The sequence below is a fragment of the Pseudomonas fluorescens genome (assembly GCF_001307155.1).
GTDB lineage: Bacteria > Pseudomonadota > Gammaproteobacteria > Pseudomonadales > Pseudomonadaceae > Aquipseudomonas > Aquipseudomonas helvetica.
Window position 1 is genome coordinate 3,057,294 of the sequence record NZ_CP012830.1, and the last position, 15,825, is coordinate 3,073,118.

The window sequence follows — 15,825 nt, forward strand, 5'->3', positions numbered from 1 at the left end:
TGCTCGAGCCTTGACTACACTGCCTGCACCACCGGAGGTAGCGCTCGGCAGTGCGCCGGCAAAGGAGTGCTCGATGTCTCCCAGTTTGCAGTTTCGCGGCCCCGCCGGGCAACGTGGCGCTATCGGTTTGCTCGCGGCAATGACCTTCGGCCTGGCGCTGTTGATTGCGCTGTTGGTGGTCGACAGTGGCCGGCTCTATCTGGAGCAGCGCAAGTTGCAACGGGTGGTGGACAACGCCGCGCTGGAAGCGGTCAGCCGCGGCGGCACCTGCCTGACGGGCCTGACGGCGGCCAGTTATGCCGGGCAAAGCGCGGTTCGTAATGCGTTCATCGTCAGCCCCACCAGCACCTTGACCACCACCTGCGGTTCGCTGGCGACGGCGCCGACCAACCTGCGCACCTTCGTCCCCAATGCCGCGCAATCGATGGCCATTCAGGTGGTTGCCACCAACGTGGTAGCGACCAGTGCGGCGGCGGGTATTCAGGCATTGTTCAGTGGGGCTTCGCTCAATGCCAATACCACGCTGACTGCCACGGCGGTGGCAGCGGCGCCGCAACCGACGCTGGCGCAGCTAAGCATTCGCAGTTCGGTCGTCAGTGTCGACACCGCGAGGTCGAATCTCTTGAACCCGCTGTTCTCGAGCCTTCTGGGCGGCAGCGTGAACCTGACAGCCGTGGGCTGGGATGGCCTGGCCAATGCCGATATCAACCTGCTGAAATTCATGGACCAGCTGGCCATCGAGCTGGGGGTGAGCGCAGGCGACTACACGGCATTGCTCAGCACGCAAGGAACGGTCACCCAATTCATACACGCCGCGGCAACAGTTGCAGGTCAGAACGGTGCCACGGCCGAAGTGATGACGGCGCTGACCAGTCTTCAGGTGGGGGCCAGCAATGCACCACCGATCAAACTTGGCGATGTGCTGCAACTTCAGACGGGCACCTCGACGGCCGGCCTGGATGCCACGGTGCAGCTGTTTCAGCTGGTTCAGGGCTTTGTGCAGTTGGCGAATAAAAACAGTGCGGTGACCGCCGTTCTACCGGTGAACGTACTGGGGCTGCTGGGCGTGACAACCCGTGTAAAAGTGATTGAGCCGCCGCAGTTTTCTGCCGTGGGCGATCCGGAACTAGCCAAGGCTGACCCGTTGGGCGTGAACCGGATCTATGTGAAGACGGCGCAGGTAAGACTGCTCACAACGGTCGACCTTTCTCTGATCAATGCGGTGTTGCAGTTGGTGAATACGCTGTTGAGCGCGATTGTCGTCTCTATCAACACGCTGCTGGCACCCGGGTGCCTGTTGTCAACCTGCACACAAACAGACCTGCGAATAGCGCCTGAAGGCCTCAACCTTGATGTAGGGATTGAAGCGGGAGTCGGGAGCAGTTATGTCACCGATTACTCATGCGTCAGTCCGAACAGCAAAAGTCTTACCGCGACCACGGACATTTCCACGCTCAACGTCAAAGTCGGCCAGATCAACCCTGCAATCTGGTTCTCCTCCTCGCCGTTGTCAGCGCTTACACCGTTAACCCTGGTCGATATCGGCAGCAGGACCTGCCAGGGATTGGCCCTCACCTGTGGGCCGCGCACGCCGTTTACCGGCGGTGGCAGTGAAATCATGATCGACAGCCCGATCGCCGGGGCCAGTGACCCTAACTACACCTACAACAACCCCAAGGACATCAATGTACCGCCATTGCCGCTTCACACTGTTTCGGTATCGGGTGTGGTTGGTAGTTTGAGCGCAACCTTGGGTGGTATCACACTCATTCAGCACACACCGACGATTAATGGTCTGACGGCATTGCTGCTCAGCACGCTGTCATCGCTGCTGGCAGATGTAACAACGCTGCTGATCAACGCAATCGATGGTCTGCTGGCGCCCTTGGTCGATCCACTGGTGAACAGCCTGCTGCTCAATCTGGGGATCGACGTCAACAAAGTCGATGTGGGGTTCAACCTCACCTGCGGCCAAAAAGGCAAAGCCTACCTGGTGATCTGATCACCCAGCGCAATCGGCAACTCGATACAGAACCGCGCGCCCTCGATCGAGTTGCGCACGCTCAACCGTCCGCCCATGTTCTCGACAATACCGTAGCTCACCGACAAACCCAGACCGGTGCCGACACCGACCGGTTTGGTGGTGAAGAACGGTTCGAAGATTCGCTCCAGCAAACGCGGATCAATACCGCCAGCGTTGTCTTCGACCCACAGCCGCAGCGAGCTGTGGTCACGTTCGGCATACAGTGAAATCCACGGCTTGAACGCCGGGTCGCTTTCGCGCTTGCTCAGCAGTGCGTCGCGAGCGTTGACCATCAGGTTGATCAACACTTGCTCCAGCTGATCGACATGGCCACGTACATTGGCTTCGAAGCCGAACTCGCTGATCCGCAAGTCGACGCCTTTGCCGCGCATGCCTTCGGCCAGCAACGACAGCGTGCCTTCCACCGCGTGTGCCGGGTTGAACAGCTGTTGCTCGATTTCCGAGCGCCGGCCGAACACCCGCATGTGATCGACCACCCGCGCGGCGCGCTGGACCTGGGCGTCGATGCGCTTGAGTTTGTCTTGCAGGTAGTCGATCTGTACATCGCCGTTGCTCAAGCGCTTGAGCACGTTGACGATGGCCATGCGCATCACGTTCAGTGGCTGGTTGATTTCATGGGCGAGCCCGGTGGCCATTTCTCCCAGGGTGGCCATTTTTGCGCTTTGCGTGAGCTGTTGTTGCGAACGGCGGACTTCGGTGTTGTCGCGGCCCACGGCCTGAATTTCGATCAGGCGACCTCGTTCGTCGAACACCCCGCGATCCGACCAGACCCACCAGGCATTTTCGCGCCCGGGGAGTTGCAGGCTGATTTCCGCGGTGCTCACCGGGAACTCCGGCGTCAATTGGCGCAGGCGCAGCACAAAGGCTTCGCGCTGTTCGGCCGACAGCCAGCTGCCCAGATCAACCCCCGGCAATTGTTCGGGCGTGCATTCCAGGTACGTCGCCAAGGGCCGATTGCCGAACGTCAGCGTCAAGTCGGGACGGTAGCGGCAGATCATCGCGGGCGAATCTTCCACCAGAATCCGGTAGCGCTCCTCGCTCTGTTTGACCTGTTCGGCGGCCTGGGTCGCTTCGCTGACATCCAGCCACAAGCCGACCGCCTCCACGGGCAGCCCAAGGTCATCGCGCAGTAACCGGGCTTCATCGAGCAGCCAGTGGTAGTCGCCACGCTGGTCGCGCAGACGGTAACGCGCGCGTACCGAGCCCTCGCGCAGCAGTTGGCGGGTGCGTTCGAAATACAGGTCACGGTCTTCGGGATGAACCCGCTCAACCAGCGCGTTGCCTGCTAAATCATTCAGGTTCCAGCCGAGCAACGGCAGCAAGCTGGCACTGAAAAAGCTCGGTTGCAGCGCGCCTTCGACATAGCGTTGCACGTAGATCACCGCCGGCGAACTGGCGATCAGGTTGTCCAGGCGGGCATGGGCAGCGGCGGCCTGTTGCTGTTGATTCTTGATGTCGCTGATGTCGAGCATGAACCCCACCAGCCGACGCTGTTCACCTACGCCTAGCGCTTGGCCTTGCAGGCGATACCAGACCGGCGTCTGGGCGTCGTCAGCGCGGTGCAGACGCACGCACAGCAGCAAGGTCTTGCCGTGTTGTTGCAGGTCCTGCACGCGGCTGGCCAGCTCTTGGCGGTCGGCCGGATGGATCAGCGTCAGCCACTGGGCCAGCGGTAAACGGGCACTCTCCAGGTGCAGGGTGAACGCCAGTTGCGGTGCCAGTTGAACCTCGTCAATGTTGCCGAACAGCTCCCACCAACCGGTGCCCAGCAAACCTTGCAGGGCTTCGAGTCGCTCCAGTTGATGATGTTGATGCTGCTCGCGTAAACGCCCCAGCAGTGGTCCGGCCAGCGCTGCGGCCAGCAGCGACCAGTCACGCTCGCTGAGCTGCGGCGCACGTTGCTGCACCGGGTAAAAACCACAGAGCAACCAGGCGGCGACACCGTGATCGTCCCGATAAGGCACCAGAAATCCGTCGGTATTACCGAAGGTCCCCTGCAACCGCGGGTGCTCGCTGAAACCATGCGCGACGCTCAAGCGCAACGGCGTATTACCGCTCAAGCTGTCCAGGCTGGTGCCCAGCGGTTGGCCGGTTTGCCACAGCTGCGGCGCATCGTGGGCGTTGTACTGGCTGTGGATCAGCCAGCCTTGTTCCTGATCGTCGAGCAACGCGATGGCCACACAGGGAATGTGCCAGCGCTGGGCCAGGCCTTGGAGTTGCTCGGTCAGCACCTCGGGCAGGCGCATCAGGCTGCACAGGCGAAGCTGTTCGCTCATGTGTCCGGCGAACGACTGACATTCCTCGCGGCTGTGGGCTTGTTGGCGTTCGTGCAGCAAATCACCGATGTCGAGCAACTGCAGCAGCCAGCTGTCAGGCGTCGGCTGAACCCAGCCGCGCAGGTGCAGGGTCTGGCCACCGAGGCCGGCGAAATCCAGGTCGAGGTTTTGGCCTTGCCATTCAGCGGGTATGCCTTCGACGACCAAATGGCTGTGGGGCAGCAGGTAATCGATCAGGTGTGGGGGTTGGTCGGCGTGAGGACGCTGCGCCAATGCATGACGCAAGGGGCCACTCATTTTCAGCACCCGACCCTGTGGGTTCAGCAGCAGGTGTAATCCGACATTCTGTGTCACCAGGCTGTAGGGCGTGTCGGGCTCCTGGAATGGCGGACGATTGAGCAGTCGGCCAAAGAGCTTTTCCCCAGGTGTCAAAATTGAAGACTCGATTGTGCCGTCAGGTTCGTCGGCAGATTGGGCACGGTGCCGACACCGGGCAGGACGAGAAACGGGATGACTTGATTGAGCTTGCTGGTGGGGTACGTCACGCTGACCGTCAGTAATCCGGTGCCTGCGTTATAGGCCGCCTTGGCGTCGACACCAAAGGTGATGTTGAAGGCGCTTGGCACCCAGGACAGTTGCTGCTGTAAAACGCTGTTTGCCAGGTTCTCCATCGCCGTTGGGTAGTTGGGCGTCTTCGGATCAAGCGCGACGCTTTGCCGGACTGCCTCGGCCGTGGCTTCGTTGAATGACTGCACCAGCAACAGCGGCAGGCTGTAGCTGACGATTGCGTAGAACACCGCAAAAAAGATCACGAACACCAAGGCGAACTCAATCGCCACAGCACCTTTTTGCTTTCTGGGGAGGCCTGATTTCATGAGTGCGTCTACCCTGACAACGACTACGTGGTATGAGCATAGAATCATTCAGCCAAAGCGGACGATTTTTACCGGATGCAGAGTTTTGTCCTACTGATCTGGCTGGCGCTTTGCGCGGCACAGGATGTTCAGCAACGGCATATTGCCAACAGCCTGACCTTGGGCGTCGGGTTGTTGGCATTGATTTATCTGTTGTGGACCGGCACCACCTGGCTGGGCGCGCCTGACGTTCAGGGCGGGTGGGCATTGCTGCTGGCACTGTTGTTTACCTTGCCCGGTTATGGGTTGGGACGCTTGGGGGCCGGCGATGTGAAGCTGATGGCGACGATCGGACTGGCGACCGACAACCTGCATTTGCTCGGCAGTTTTATCGGCGCTGGAATGGCTGGCCTGGTGTGGCTATTGATTGCTTCAAAGGTCTGGCCGCATATGAGTCAACGGCTTAGGGCCCGACTTCAATACCTCGCTCCCGAGCTGTCAAGAAAACCACCCTTTGCGCCCTTTGTGCTGATCGGCATGCTGCTGACACTGGCCTGTATCCGCTAGTCGTGCGGCACGACATATCGCTATGTACATAGTAGGAAAGTAGGTCTACTTTCAGTTCAGGCCTGTACAGCTCGCCGCTGTCGGTACAGGAAGTGACAGTCTTCGGACAGGGCATGGAGGCGCACGTGAACAAGCCTGCTTCTGCGGTAAAAGTGCTGGTGGTCGACGATCAACCGCTGATCGTGGAAGAGCTTTGCGAGTTTCTTGAAAGCAGCGGTTACCGTTGCGTCCCTTGTGAGTCCAGCCAGCAAGCGATCGCGCGCTTCAGTGAAGATGTCGACATCGGCCTGGTCCTCTGTGATTTGCACATGCCCGGGCTCGACGGTATTCAGCTGGTTCAGGAGCTGCAACGCATCGCCGGCAAGCACCGGGCATTCGAAGCCATCATGCTCACCGGACGCGCCGACAAGCAGGATGTGATCAAGGCCCTGCGCGCTGGGATCGCCGATTACTACCAGAAGCCGATTGACCTGGATGAGCTGCTGGAAGGTTTGCAGCGTCAGGAGGTCGCGCTTCAGGAACGGCAAAAGAGTGTGCAGTTGGGGCACTTGAATCAGAAGCTGCAAGACCTTTCCGAATCGATCGATGACCTTTATCAGGACCTTGATAAAGTTCGTCGTGCTCCGCTTTTGCCGTCGGGGGGGGAGGTTGACCGGGAGCAGATGCCGGCGATCTTTGATCAGCTGTCGCCTCGTCAATTGGATGTTGCGCGGTTGGTGGGCAAGGGGCAGACCAATTATCAGATTGCCTGTGAGTTGGGGATTACCGAGAACACGGTGAAGTTGTATGTGTCGCAGGTGTTGCGGTTGACGCATATGCATAATCGGACGCAGTTGGCGTTGGCTTTGTCGCCTAGTGGGGCGGGGACGCGGGGGCGGGTTACGGCGCACTAGGCTTTGGTGTACATATCCGTTTCTGCGGTGATGGCTGCTGACGGTTCCGCTCTTACAGCGGGTCACTTTTGGCAAACGCCCGGAGTGCCGGCCCAGCCAAAAGTAACCAAAAGGTCTCGCCCCGAGCGTACGGCACCTCGCCTAGGCTCGGCGTTCCCTCACTCCGGTGTCCATCAGGGGGCATCGCCTACGGTCTGCTTCGCGACGACCTCCTCTCGATGTGTCCGGCTGCGCCGTACGGCGCTGCGCGCCCACCCCCTGATGAACACCTCCACTCGGCCTCCCGAAGGGGCGGGTGGATCAAAAGCACAGCACGGCGGCCTGACAGCCGGCCTGAGTGGTTGGGGTGTGTAGGACTTGAGATCGTTCCTACGCTCCGCGTGGGATTGATCGAAATCTCTGACATGTCTTTCAGGTTGCCGCTCGGAAGCGCCACGTCTAGCCTTCAAACGTCGCTGCCAATTCAGCGTCCGGGCGTCGCGGCCCGAATTACTTGGTATATCCATTTCATATTCGGAGTACCGACATGACCACATCCATTCCCAATCCCCCCGAACACGACGACGTTTCCCCCTACGACTCCCCCGACTCGAAAAAGCTCCACGACGCTGCCCATCGCGCACTCGATCATTACCTGAAACCGACCCTTTCGAAGCTGCGCTTCAGCGATCTGCATTCGGACCGGTTGTTTGCGGTCAACCCGGGTATCGACAATGAAAGCCTGCTGGCGAACGCTTCGGAGGACCTGGCTTCGGTCAAGGCCATAGCCGCTGACCTGGCGTTCGAGATCGAAGGGTCTCGACGCAATGTGGCGCTAGGTATTTGCAGGATGATCGACGGGATCCGGCTGTTGGTAGATCGAGCGCTGGACAATATGGACCCTGACGAACCGGCGGAGTATGTCGTCAAACCCTGAGCGTTGCTTCAGGTAAACCTTGTTGTCGTTTATCGCGGGTAAGGATCAGATGCCCGCGATGACGATCTTGAGTTCGCTACGAACACCTTTACAGCAAATAGAAGTGTGTGGCCCGCGGCTCAGTCCAGCAGTCCGGAATACGTTCCCCATCCCCATAGGGTAAAAAAACCGAATAATGAATAGGCAACCATTCGATGGGAAATGATGATCCAACGTCGTAGGTGTAAGGGAAGGCGCTTGATGTCATTGATTAAGTGCGGGTCGCACCTCAGCAGAAATGCATCTTGCGCGTGCAGCATTATCGATAGGTGACTCAGTCGGTAGCTACGACCGTACAACCCATTACCCATTACTCGGCGATTGCGGCCTACAAAGTAGGAGTTGCAGAGATGTGATTCAAGTTCTTCCAGTTTGAAAATACTGATGTATGCCCGCAGCAATAAAATCATCAGCGTCAGGACAAGAAAGGCACTCAACAGGGCTGTGTAGAGCAGTTTCAGCTCGTCCATTGGACTGGTAATTGTTGTGTGCATATACAGCAAACCGTCCCAGAGCAAGAGAAGTCCAGCACAGGTCATCGCGATGCGTATCAGATTTCTTGGAATTCCCACCCATATTCTTAGACGCGTCGGCAGGGTTTCCGCTTCCATAAACGCATAAGGGTCCAACATCTGATGCTGATAGAAACTGCCTGTTAACGCACCTATCAGCCTTAGTCTGTTCATCCGTCCAAACGGACCGTTGCCTACACTTTTTCGATTGATGCTCACGAGATGAGACGCGATGAAGTATTTTTCAATGTGATCGAGCTTGAAGTAGGCGGCAAACAATATGATTGCCTGGCTGAGAAAAATCAGAAGAAAAACAATCATCCATAAAGTTGGTTGAATTTGATCAATGGGGAGAGCTATCACAAGTAGCCCTTAATATTGATCCAAACTAAAACTCCAAACCCCCAAACGATGCAGCACGCATTGATGTGACCAGGAATCATGACCCAAGGCCGCAGGTTCCTTGGGAAGTGCTTTACTTCCTCGATTGAGTTTGGGTCCATTTTGCGGAAAAACTTGAACACCAACAGCGACCATATCAACACTAAATTCCCGGTTCTGAGGATGAGCGGAGTACTGGCGTCACCTCGGTGAGATGCGACAAAACGGGAGTGTTTAAAGTGACTTTGCATCTCTTTAAGCTTGTAGGTCGCGACATAGACCATAAATGCGTAGTTCAGGAAAAATAGTGTGAACAGTGGGATGCCAGACAAGCCTATAATTCGGTCAAGCGTCATTACTCAGTTACCTCATACAATTTCTCGCCGAAGTATTCGCCAGCTTGACCGCCACTGTCTCCCATTTGCGATGCCAGCATTCCGCTTACAACCAGCATGCAAACCATACCGCCCACCCCATAAGTCCCTGCACCGATGGCTAAACATGTGCCCTCGGCCACTGTTACTCCAATTGCGCTCGCGACAGCGCCTCCTGCGACATTTCCCAGCAACCTTCCTCCCTCCACAAACTTCACCTGCCGACACTCCTCCACCCGCCCGGCTCGACACGTCTCATGAATTTTCATTGCCGCAGAACTGGCACCCAAACCAATCGCCACATAACCACCCGCTTTCATGTACTTCGAGGCTCGCGCAACACCCTCGATATGAGTGGCATAACCTGGCAACTGAGTCGGTGCGCCAGCTTTGCTCCAATGATGAACCGTTCGACGAGTGGATAGTCCTAACGCACGTTTGAGTTTGGGGTGATCCGGGATGCCCGTAGTCTTACGCATCATAGGTCCCAAACTGGCATCCAGTTTCGCCATGAGTCGCTTACGCTGCGCAAAAAAAACGGGGGATTTCAGGTGGCCGTATTGCCGGTACTGTTCCTGATGTAAACGCTCAAGCTCGGTGAGGGTGTTTCGCAGCGTTTCCAGATGCTGGCCAACCATAAAGGACGCCACACCCAGCGCTCCTGAGGCGACCCCCAAAAACGGCTCGATCACCTCATGATGCTCAACCATGAATGCCGCTTCTTCATCGCTTAGGTCCTTGAGCGCTTCGTTGGTCTTTTCAGCGGCGATCATCATTTGTGCTTCTTCGCGGCGACACAGGTAATGCCGAGAATCGCTGAAGATCACCATCTGTCCTGGTTTCACCTGTTCGCCGAGATGGCGGTTGAGTGAGCGGAACACTTTACGCAAGGCATCGCTGGGCGAGTTTTCGTACAGCGAGCGTTCCAGTGTTTCGAGACTCATCGGCCGCTGGATGATGTGAAACCCGGATTCGACCGGTTGGGGCAGGGTGAAAGCGTGATCTTCGACCAGATGCTGCGCCGGTGGCGGTTCGGGTTTTGGTTTGAAGGCGTTCCATGAGGCGCCGCCGTTATCGGCGGCGACGCGAGGCACCACCATCAGCCAGTCTCCGCTGCTGACTGCGTCGATGAGTTTTTTCTGATGGGTCGCCTGCATGTAGTTGGAGCGATGTACGCCGACGGCTCTCAGCAGGTCGTCGAAACCTTGCAGATTGTCTGGAGAACTTAGGGCCTGGCGCAGGTTATAGGCCGCCTGGCTGCTGTCGAGCACCTGGCCGCGCTGGCTGGCGAGTTGGCTTTTGGGGATGAGTTTGGTCATGCCCGTGTCCCGTTCCGTGGAAACGGGAGACTGTGGCGAGTCGGCTCAAGTACGGATGTCGGACAAGTTGCTTAATTGAGTAGGGTGAATCCGAATCTGGAGCTGGCTTGTCAGAGATGGCGTCTGTTGTTCACTGCAAGGCTTACGGGCCTCTTTACCGGCAATCAGGTTCCCGCGCAAGCTCGGTAGCTGCTGGTGGCTCATCCGTCGTATTTCAAAGTTGTAGGAACTGATGACGCGATTCTAGGACCCAAACGCCCGGCCAATAGCAGTGAACCCCGGGCCGGCCAAGACGATCAGCAAGGCGGGAAACAGAAACAGCATCATCACCACGGACATCTTGGCGGACATTTTCGAGATGTATTCCTGTTGGTGTGTCAGGCGCCGGTCGTCGAGCAATTGCTTGAGCGTGAGCAGCGATTTCATGGCGCCGCCGCCCTGATGGATCAGTTGCTGGAGGATCACGCAGGTGTCGGTGAGTTCATCTACCGTCAGCAGCGTCGCGGTCTTGTGCAGCTCCTGGCCGAGTTCCAGGCCGGAGTCGACCCGAGTCAGGATCAGCCGTAGTTCGCTGGTCAGCTCCGGCAGCAGTTTATGCGCCTCGCTGCTGAGCACCCGCAGTGACTGCTCTACGGCCATGCCCGATTCGAAGAGAATCCGCAGCAATGGAATGAACGTCGAGATCTCGATGGCAATGTTTCTTTGCCGACGTTTTACCGCATAGGCCAATAGTCGTTTGGGCAAGAGATAACCCAGCCCGGCGCCCAGTATCGGCGCAAGCCAGTGGTTTTGCGCAGTGGGGTAGAACACCTGTTGAAAGAACACCGCGAGCCCGAACACCAGCAGAGGCGTGCCGACCTGGCATGCGGCGAATAACGAGCGCTCGCTGGATTTGCGCCAACCCAGGCGTGCGAGCAAGGTTTGGGTTTCACTGTCGATGCTGAGCGAGCGCTGGCCAAACCGGCTGTTGCCGAGCGCCCGCAGCCAGTTGCCGAAAGTGTTGTCGTGCGCCACATGCCCTTGCAGGCGTTGGGTGACGTGTCGCGCGCGTCGTCGCTGCTCCAGCAAATGGCCGAGCACCAGCGCTATGGCTCCCAGAAACAGCAAGGCGCTCACCAGTAAGACCATCTCAGACACTCCGTAACATGCGCCACAGCGCCAGGCACCCGACGATCTGTAAGCCAACCGCAGCGATCAGCATGTGCTGGCCGGAAGGGTCGTGCCACATGCTCAGCATGTAACCGGGGTTGGTCAGCATGAAGTAACTGGCGATGAGGAGGGGCAAGGCCCCCAGAACCCAGGAGGTCATTCGGGTTTCGCCGGTCATGGCCCGAAGCTGACGGGCGCCTTGCTCGCGTTCGCGAATCAGCTTCATCAGGTTCTCCAGCAGCTCGCTGGCATTGCCGCCGTAACGGTGATTGACCTTCAATCCCAAGGCCAACATGCGCAGCTCGTCCTGGTCGTAAAACTCGGCAAAGTCGTGCACGGCGTCGGGCAGGTTGATCCCCAATTGCACGTTGCGCTGAATTCGTCCCATCGCTCTTTTAAGCGGGTTGGCGCTGGCATCGATACTGCCCATTACCGCGTCGGCCAGAGTGCGGCCGGATTTGAGGCTGCGTATGGTGTGATCGAGCAACGACGGCAACTGCTCGATCATTCGTCTCAGGCGACGCCGATAACGCCAGGAAATGTACAGGCGCAGAATCAACGGTTGCAGGACTAGCAGTGTCAGCAGTCCCAGCCAGCCGTCCAGCACAAAACCAAGCAGGCTGATAAACACCCAAAATCCCAGCCATAGCGGCAGACGCTCCGTCGGGCGGCCCAGGCCTGCGCGCACAAAGGTCCGCTCAAGGTTGACCCACGCCGGGCTTTCGACGATCAGATGCGGTTGGCCCTGAGCAAGGCGATTCAGCACGCGTTCGTTGCTGGTCTTGCGCAGGCCTTGATAGAACAGCCAGATCGACAGTCCCAGCAACACGAGGAACATCAGGCTGAGCAGTATCGGACCGATCATCGCGCAAGCCTCGTCAAGTCAGTTGAGGGGCAGAGCCAGCTCATGGCGCAGCTTGTCGCCGGCGGGGTTGACCGCCTCGCGCAGAAAGCCGAAACCGGTCCGTCGGTCGAAACGAAACAGGGTGTTGGTGACGTAGATGTCCTCGCGGATCCCCACCACTTCCACCACCTCGCTGACGCAGCGTCGGCCATCGGGCAGGCGCGTCAGTTGAATCACCACGTCGAGTGCCGCGCAAATCATCTGCCGTAGCGTGCGCTCGGCGATTTGACGCCCGGTCAGGCCCACTAACGTCTCCAGGCGCAACAGCGCGTCCTGAGCATTGTTGGCGTGGACGGTGCTCATCGAGCCGTCGTGACCGGTGTTCATGGCGGTCAGTACGTCGAGCACTTCAACGCCACGGATTTCGCCAAGGATGATCCGGTCCGGGCGCATCCGCAGGGCGTTGCGGATCAGGTCACTGGCTTTCACTTCGCCGTGGCCCTCGGCGTTCGGCGGGCGGGTTTCCAGGCGCACGACGTGAGGGTGGCCCAGTTGCAGCTCGGCGACATCTTCGATGGTCACCAGGCGTTCGTGAGGATCGATCAGTTGACTGAGGATGTTCAGCAGCGTGGTTTTACCGGTGCCGGTCCCGCCGCTGATGAGGATGTTGCAGCGCTTGCCGACGGCTTTTTCGATGAAGTCGAAAATCGCCTGGTCAATGGTTTGCATCGCCATCAGGTCGCTGCTTTTAAGCATGTCCTTGCGAAATTTACGAATCGACAGGCACGGCCCGTCCAGTGCGATGGGCGGGATGATCGCATTGACCCGGCTACCGTCCGGCATGCGCGCATCGACCATCGGCGATGACTCGTCCAGACGCCGTCCGAGTGGCGCGAGGATCCGTTGCATGACCCGTTCGACATGATGCGCGTCGATGAATCGCAGGTCGCTTTGGTGCAATACACCGTCACGTTCGATGAACACCCGGTGAGGGCCGTTGACCAGGATTTCGGTCACGGCGGGGTCGCGCAGCAGCACTTCCAGTGGACCGAAACCGGTGAGTTCGTCGACGATTTCTTCTGCAAGACGCTCCATTTCGTAGCGCGAAATCGCCAGGTGCAAACGGGCGATGTATTCGGCGACCTTGTCGGTGACGAATTGCGCAAGGAGCGGGCGCGAACCTTCCAGCAGGTTTTTCCCTGACTCTTCGATGGCATCGATGACATAGCGATGCAGCACCAGCTTCAGGCCCTCGTGGTCGGTGTTGCCGATCGGACTTTGAGTCTGTGCACCGAAGAGTTTTTCACCGCTCATTTGTGGCCTCGCAAGCGATTCAGCCAACTGATTTTGGGGGTTGCCAGCGTTTCAGAGTGCTTGGCCAGACGTTCGCCCAAGGTGCGCAAGCTTTGGGTCAGGACCTCGCGGGGAGCCAGGTCAAACAGGGTTACGCCCTGGTTTTTGGCGTTGAGCCGAACCTCTGGGCTGTAGGCCAGGACGGCGATGACTTCGAGGCCAAAGGTTTTGCCCAGGGTGTCGGCGTCCGGGGCGGAGTGGCGCAGATAACGGTCGACCAGCAGTTGGGCGTGCTCAAGTTTCATGCCTTTTTCGCGCCACAGGTTGAGCACTGTGAGGTTGCGTCGGCAGTCGAGCACGCTCTGGTCGGTGTACCACAGTAATTTGTCGCAATGGCTGACGAAGGTGCGCAGGGCTTCGCTGTCAGGTTGGCCGGTGAGGTTCACCACGATGTGTTGAAAGTGTTGTCGCAAGGCGCTGAGCAACATGTACAGCTCGGCGGCGCTGGTGCGCTCCAGCGGTTCGTCATTGTTGGCGTAGGCGAGGATTCGCAATCCGGCTTCGGCGCTGGTGAAGGCGCTGTCGATCAGCGTCGCATCAAGGCGCCGCAGATGCCGCAATGCATCACCAAAATGGAACGAGCTCTCCAGGCCTAACAACGCCAGGCTGTCACCACGGGGCAGGCCGAGGTCGAGCAGCAAGGTGTGCTGGCCACTCTTCTGGATCACCAGGGCCAGGTGTCCGGCGAGCAGAGCGCCGTCGGCGTTGCTTTGGGTGCCGAAGAGCACTGTCAGGCCACCCATTTGGGTAGTGGTGGCGACAGGCGGCAGACGTTTGCTCAGGCGTCGTACCAGGCCCGAAACTTCGCTGGCGCGTGAGCCGTAGGCAACAAAATCCCGGGCCCCGGCGCGCATGGCATTGAGCACCAGCTGATTGTCCATGCCGTCGCCCAGCGCGACGATGGCCAGCATCGGTTTGGCTGCCAGCGCGCCTTCGATCAACGCGCTCTGGGCCACTACATGGTCGCGGTCGAGGCCGATGAACACCAGGCTGGCGAAGGTCACGTCGACCAGCGCGAGCAGTTCATCGAGGCTGCCGCCACCGGCGCTGACCACTTGGCCCAAGGGCGCCAGTGCGCCTTGCAACCATTCAAGGTCAGTGCTGTTGCGAGTAATCGCAAGGAACGTCTGGCTCAGGTTCTGGCTCATGGTGAGAGTCCGATGCGTGTGTCGAAGTTGCCGTTTTTGAGGCCATGCACCCTTGCGCAATCAAGGGGTTTGTTGGGTGACCTGATTGCCGCGTATGACCTCGATGCCGCGCCGCGACACCTCTACCGTGCGGGTGTGGACGATGGTTTTCGGTGCAATGCCCTGGGCCAGTTGATTGAACTGGAATAGCTGACTGTTGGCGCTACTCAGGCGGGTGGATGAGTCGCTTTCACCGGCCCAGTATTTGGCCAGGAGCTGTTCTTCGCTGCTGCGTACGGCCAGGCGCAAGGTGCCGACCTGAGTCGCCAGCATCATTCGGCTGAGAAGCTGTTCGGGTACCGCCAGCACGACGCTGCGGGCCGCGATGCGGCGTTGATCCTGTTTGAGTTTTTCGTCGGTGCTGGCGGTGGGGGAGGCGGGTTTGCCTTCGTTGGTCAAGCCAAATTGTTCGCCAACGCCGAGTACACGCATGGCCGGAATGACGATTTGCGCCGAGTGCTGCGTATTGATGGCGTCCTGACGCAAGAACAACAGCACGTCGACGTAATCCCCCGGGATCAGTTGTCCGGCAGCGCCAATGACTTCGTCTACCGCCACCGCCAGCGCGCGTTCATCGCTGTGGATCATTCGTGCCAGCGCGCCGCCGGCCTCGAAACTCTCGTTGCTTAGCCAAGTGCCCGCGCTCAGGCGCCGCCAGGGTGTGCGGCCAACGGCCTGGTCCAGGCTGTTCAAGCTGCCGACGGGGGCGCTGCGGAGTTTTTCCAGGGTCAGGTCGGCGGCGGTGAGGGGGGTAAACGGCAGGACATCATGCACCAGAACGACGACGGCCTGGCGGGTCTGGTCTTCGGCGCTAGCAACGGTTTTTTCCAGCGCAACGGTGACAGGGGGGGGGACGGGTTCGATTGCTACCGGTTGCCGGCTCAGCACCAACCCCCAGTACCCGACAATGACGGCTGCGACTAACAGTAGTCCAGCCAGACCCATAGTGACGCGGCTGTTCATGACGGCTCTCCCTTTCCTGCTGCACCATCGGCTCGTGACGTTCAACGAGTTGATTCGCAATCAGGCAGCTATGAACATGCAACTAATTCGCTATTTGAAAGTAGCGCAGCTAAATCAAAACGCCATCACCGGTCAAAAAAATAACTCACAACCG

General features: G+C 58.8%; 13 protein-coding genes. 4 read left to right on the forward strand and 9 right to left on the reverse strand.

The window, feature by feature from the left end; all coding sequences use genetic code 11:
• The first annotated feature begins 73 nt into the window (after positions 1-73).
• Positions 74-2,002, forward strand: a complete 1,929-nt coding sequence (locus tag AO353_RS13765) for a pilus assembly protein TadG-related protein (protein ID WP_054595456.1) — start codon at positions 74-76, stop codon at positions 2,000-2,002.
• On the opposite strand, the gene AO353_RS13770 is transcribed toward AO353_RS13765, so the two are convergent.
• On the reverse strand, positions 1,987-4,752 hold the full coding sequence (locus AO353_RS13770) for an ATP-binding protein (RefSeq protein ID WP_054595457.1): 2,766 nt from the start codon (positions 4,750-4,752) through the stop codon (positions 1,987-1,989). The genes AO353_RS13765 and AO353_RS13770 overlap by 16 nt on opposite strands.
• On the reverse strand, positions 4,749-5,195 hold the full coding sequence (locus AO353_RS13775; protein ID WP_054595458.1) for a TadE/TadG family type IV pilus assembly protein: 447 nt from the start codon (positions 5,193-5,195) through the stop codon (positions 4,749-4,751). Before AO353_RS13775 ends, AO353_RS13770 begins: the two co-directional genes overlap by 4 nt.
• A 75-nt stretch (positions 5,196-5,270) precedes the next feature.
• Between AO353_RS13775 and AO353_RS13780 the strand changes: the two genes are divergently transcribed.
• The 3 genes from AO353_RS13780 (at position 5,271) to AO353_RS13790 (ending at position 7,550) form a co-directional block, all read left to right on the forward strand.
• Positions 5,271-5,741 carry a prepilin peptidase gene (locus AO353_RS13780; RefSeq protein ID WP_054595459.1) on the forward strand — a complete coding sequence of 157 codons (471 nt, stop codon included), beginning with the start codon at positions 5,271-5,273 and terminating at the stop codon, positions 5,739-5,741.
• A 125-nt stretch (positions 5,742-5,866) separates the two neighbouring features.
• Complete coding sequence (locus AO353_RS13785; protein ID WP_054598228.1) at positions 5,867-6,634, forward strand: response regulator transcription factor; 768 nt, start codon at positions 5,867-5,869, stop codon at positions 6,632-6,634.
• A gap of 526 nt (positions 6,635-7,160) precedes the next feature.
• Complete coding sequence (locus AO353_RS13790; RefSeq protein ID WP_054595460.1) at positions 7,161-7,550, forward strand: DUF6124 family protein; 390 nt, start codon at positions 7,161-7,163, stop codon at positions 7,548-7,550.
• Positions 7,551-7,669: 119 nt separating this feature from the next.
• Here the strand turns inward: AO353_RS13790 and AO353_RS13795 are convergent, their stop codons facing one another.
• From AO353_RS13795 to cpaB, 7 genes are all read right to left on the reverse strand, one after another.
• Positions 7,670-8,464 (reverse strand): hypothetical protein, encoded by a 795-nt coding sequence (locus AO353_RS13795; RefSeq protein ID WP_237142983.1) that lies wholly within the window; start codon positions 8,462-8,464, stop codon positions 7,670-7,672.
• A 373-nt stretch (positions 8,465-8,837) separates the two neighbouring features.
• A complete protein-coding gene (locus tag AO353_RS13805; RefSeq protein ID WP_054595463.1) occupies positions 8,838-10,175 on the reverse strand; it encodes a hypothetical protein in 1,338 nt (445 codons plus the stop codon).
• A gap of 243 nt (positions 10,176-10,418) precedes the next feature.
• Entirely contained in the window at positions 10,419-11,303 is an 885-nt protein-coding gene (locus AO353_RS13810; RefSeq protein ID WP_054595464.1) for a type II secretion system F family protein, read from the reverse strand.
• A 1-nt stretch (position 11,304) separates the two neighbouring features.
• Positions 11,305-12,189 carry a type II secretion system F family protein gene (locus AO353_RS13815; RefSeq protein WP_054595465.1) on the reverse strand — a complete coding sequence of 295 codons (885 nt, stop codon included), beginning with the start codon at positions 12,187-12,189 and terminating at the stop codon, positions 11,305-11,307.
• 18 nt (positions 12,190-12,207) lie between these two features.
• On the reverse strand, positions 12,208-13,482 hold the full coding sequence (locus AO353_RS13820) for a CpaF family protein (RefSeq protein WP_054595466.1): 1,275 nt from the start codon (positions 13,480-13,482) through the stop codon (positions 12,208-12,210).
• Entirely contained in the window at positions 13,479-14,669 is a 1,191-nt protein-coding gene (locus AO353_RS13825; protein ID WP_054595467.1) for an AAA family ATPase, read from the reverse strand. The genes AO353_RS13820 and AO353_RS13825 overlap by 4 nt, the downstream gene beginning before the upstream one ends.
• Before the next feature lie 60 nt (positions 14,670-14,729).
• The gene (gene cpaB / locus AO353_RS13830; protein ID WP_054595468.1) at positions 14,730-15,671 is read right to left on the reverse strand and encodes a Flp pilus assembly protein CpaB; all 942 of its coding nucleotides are present in this window, start codon (positions 15,669-15,671) and stop codon (positions 14,730-14,732) included.
• Positions 15,672-15,825 lie beyond the last annotated feature (154 nt).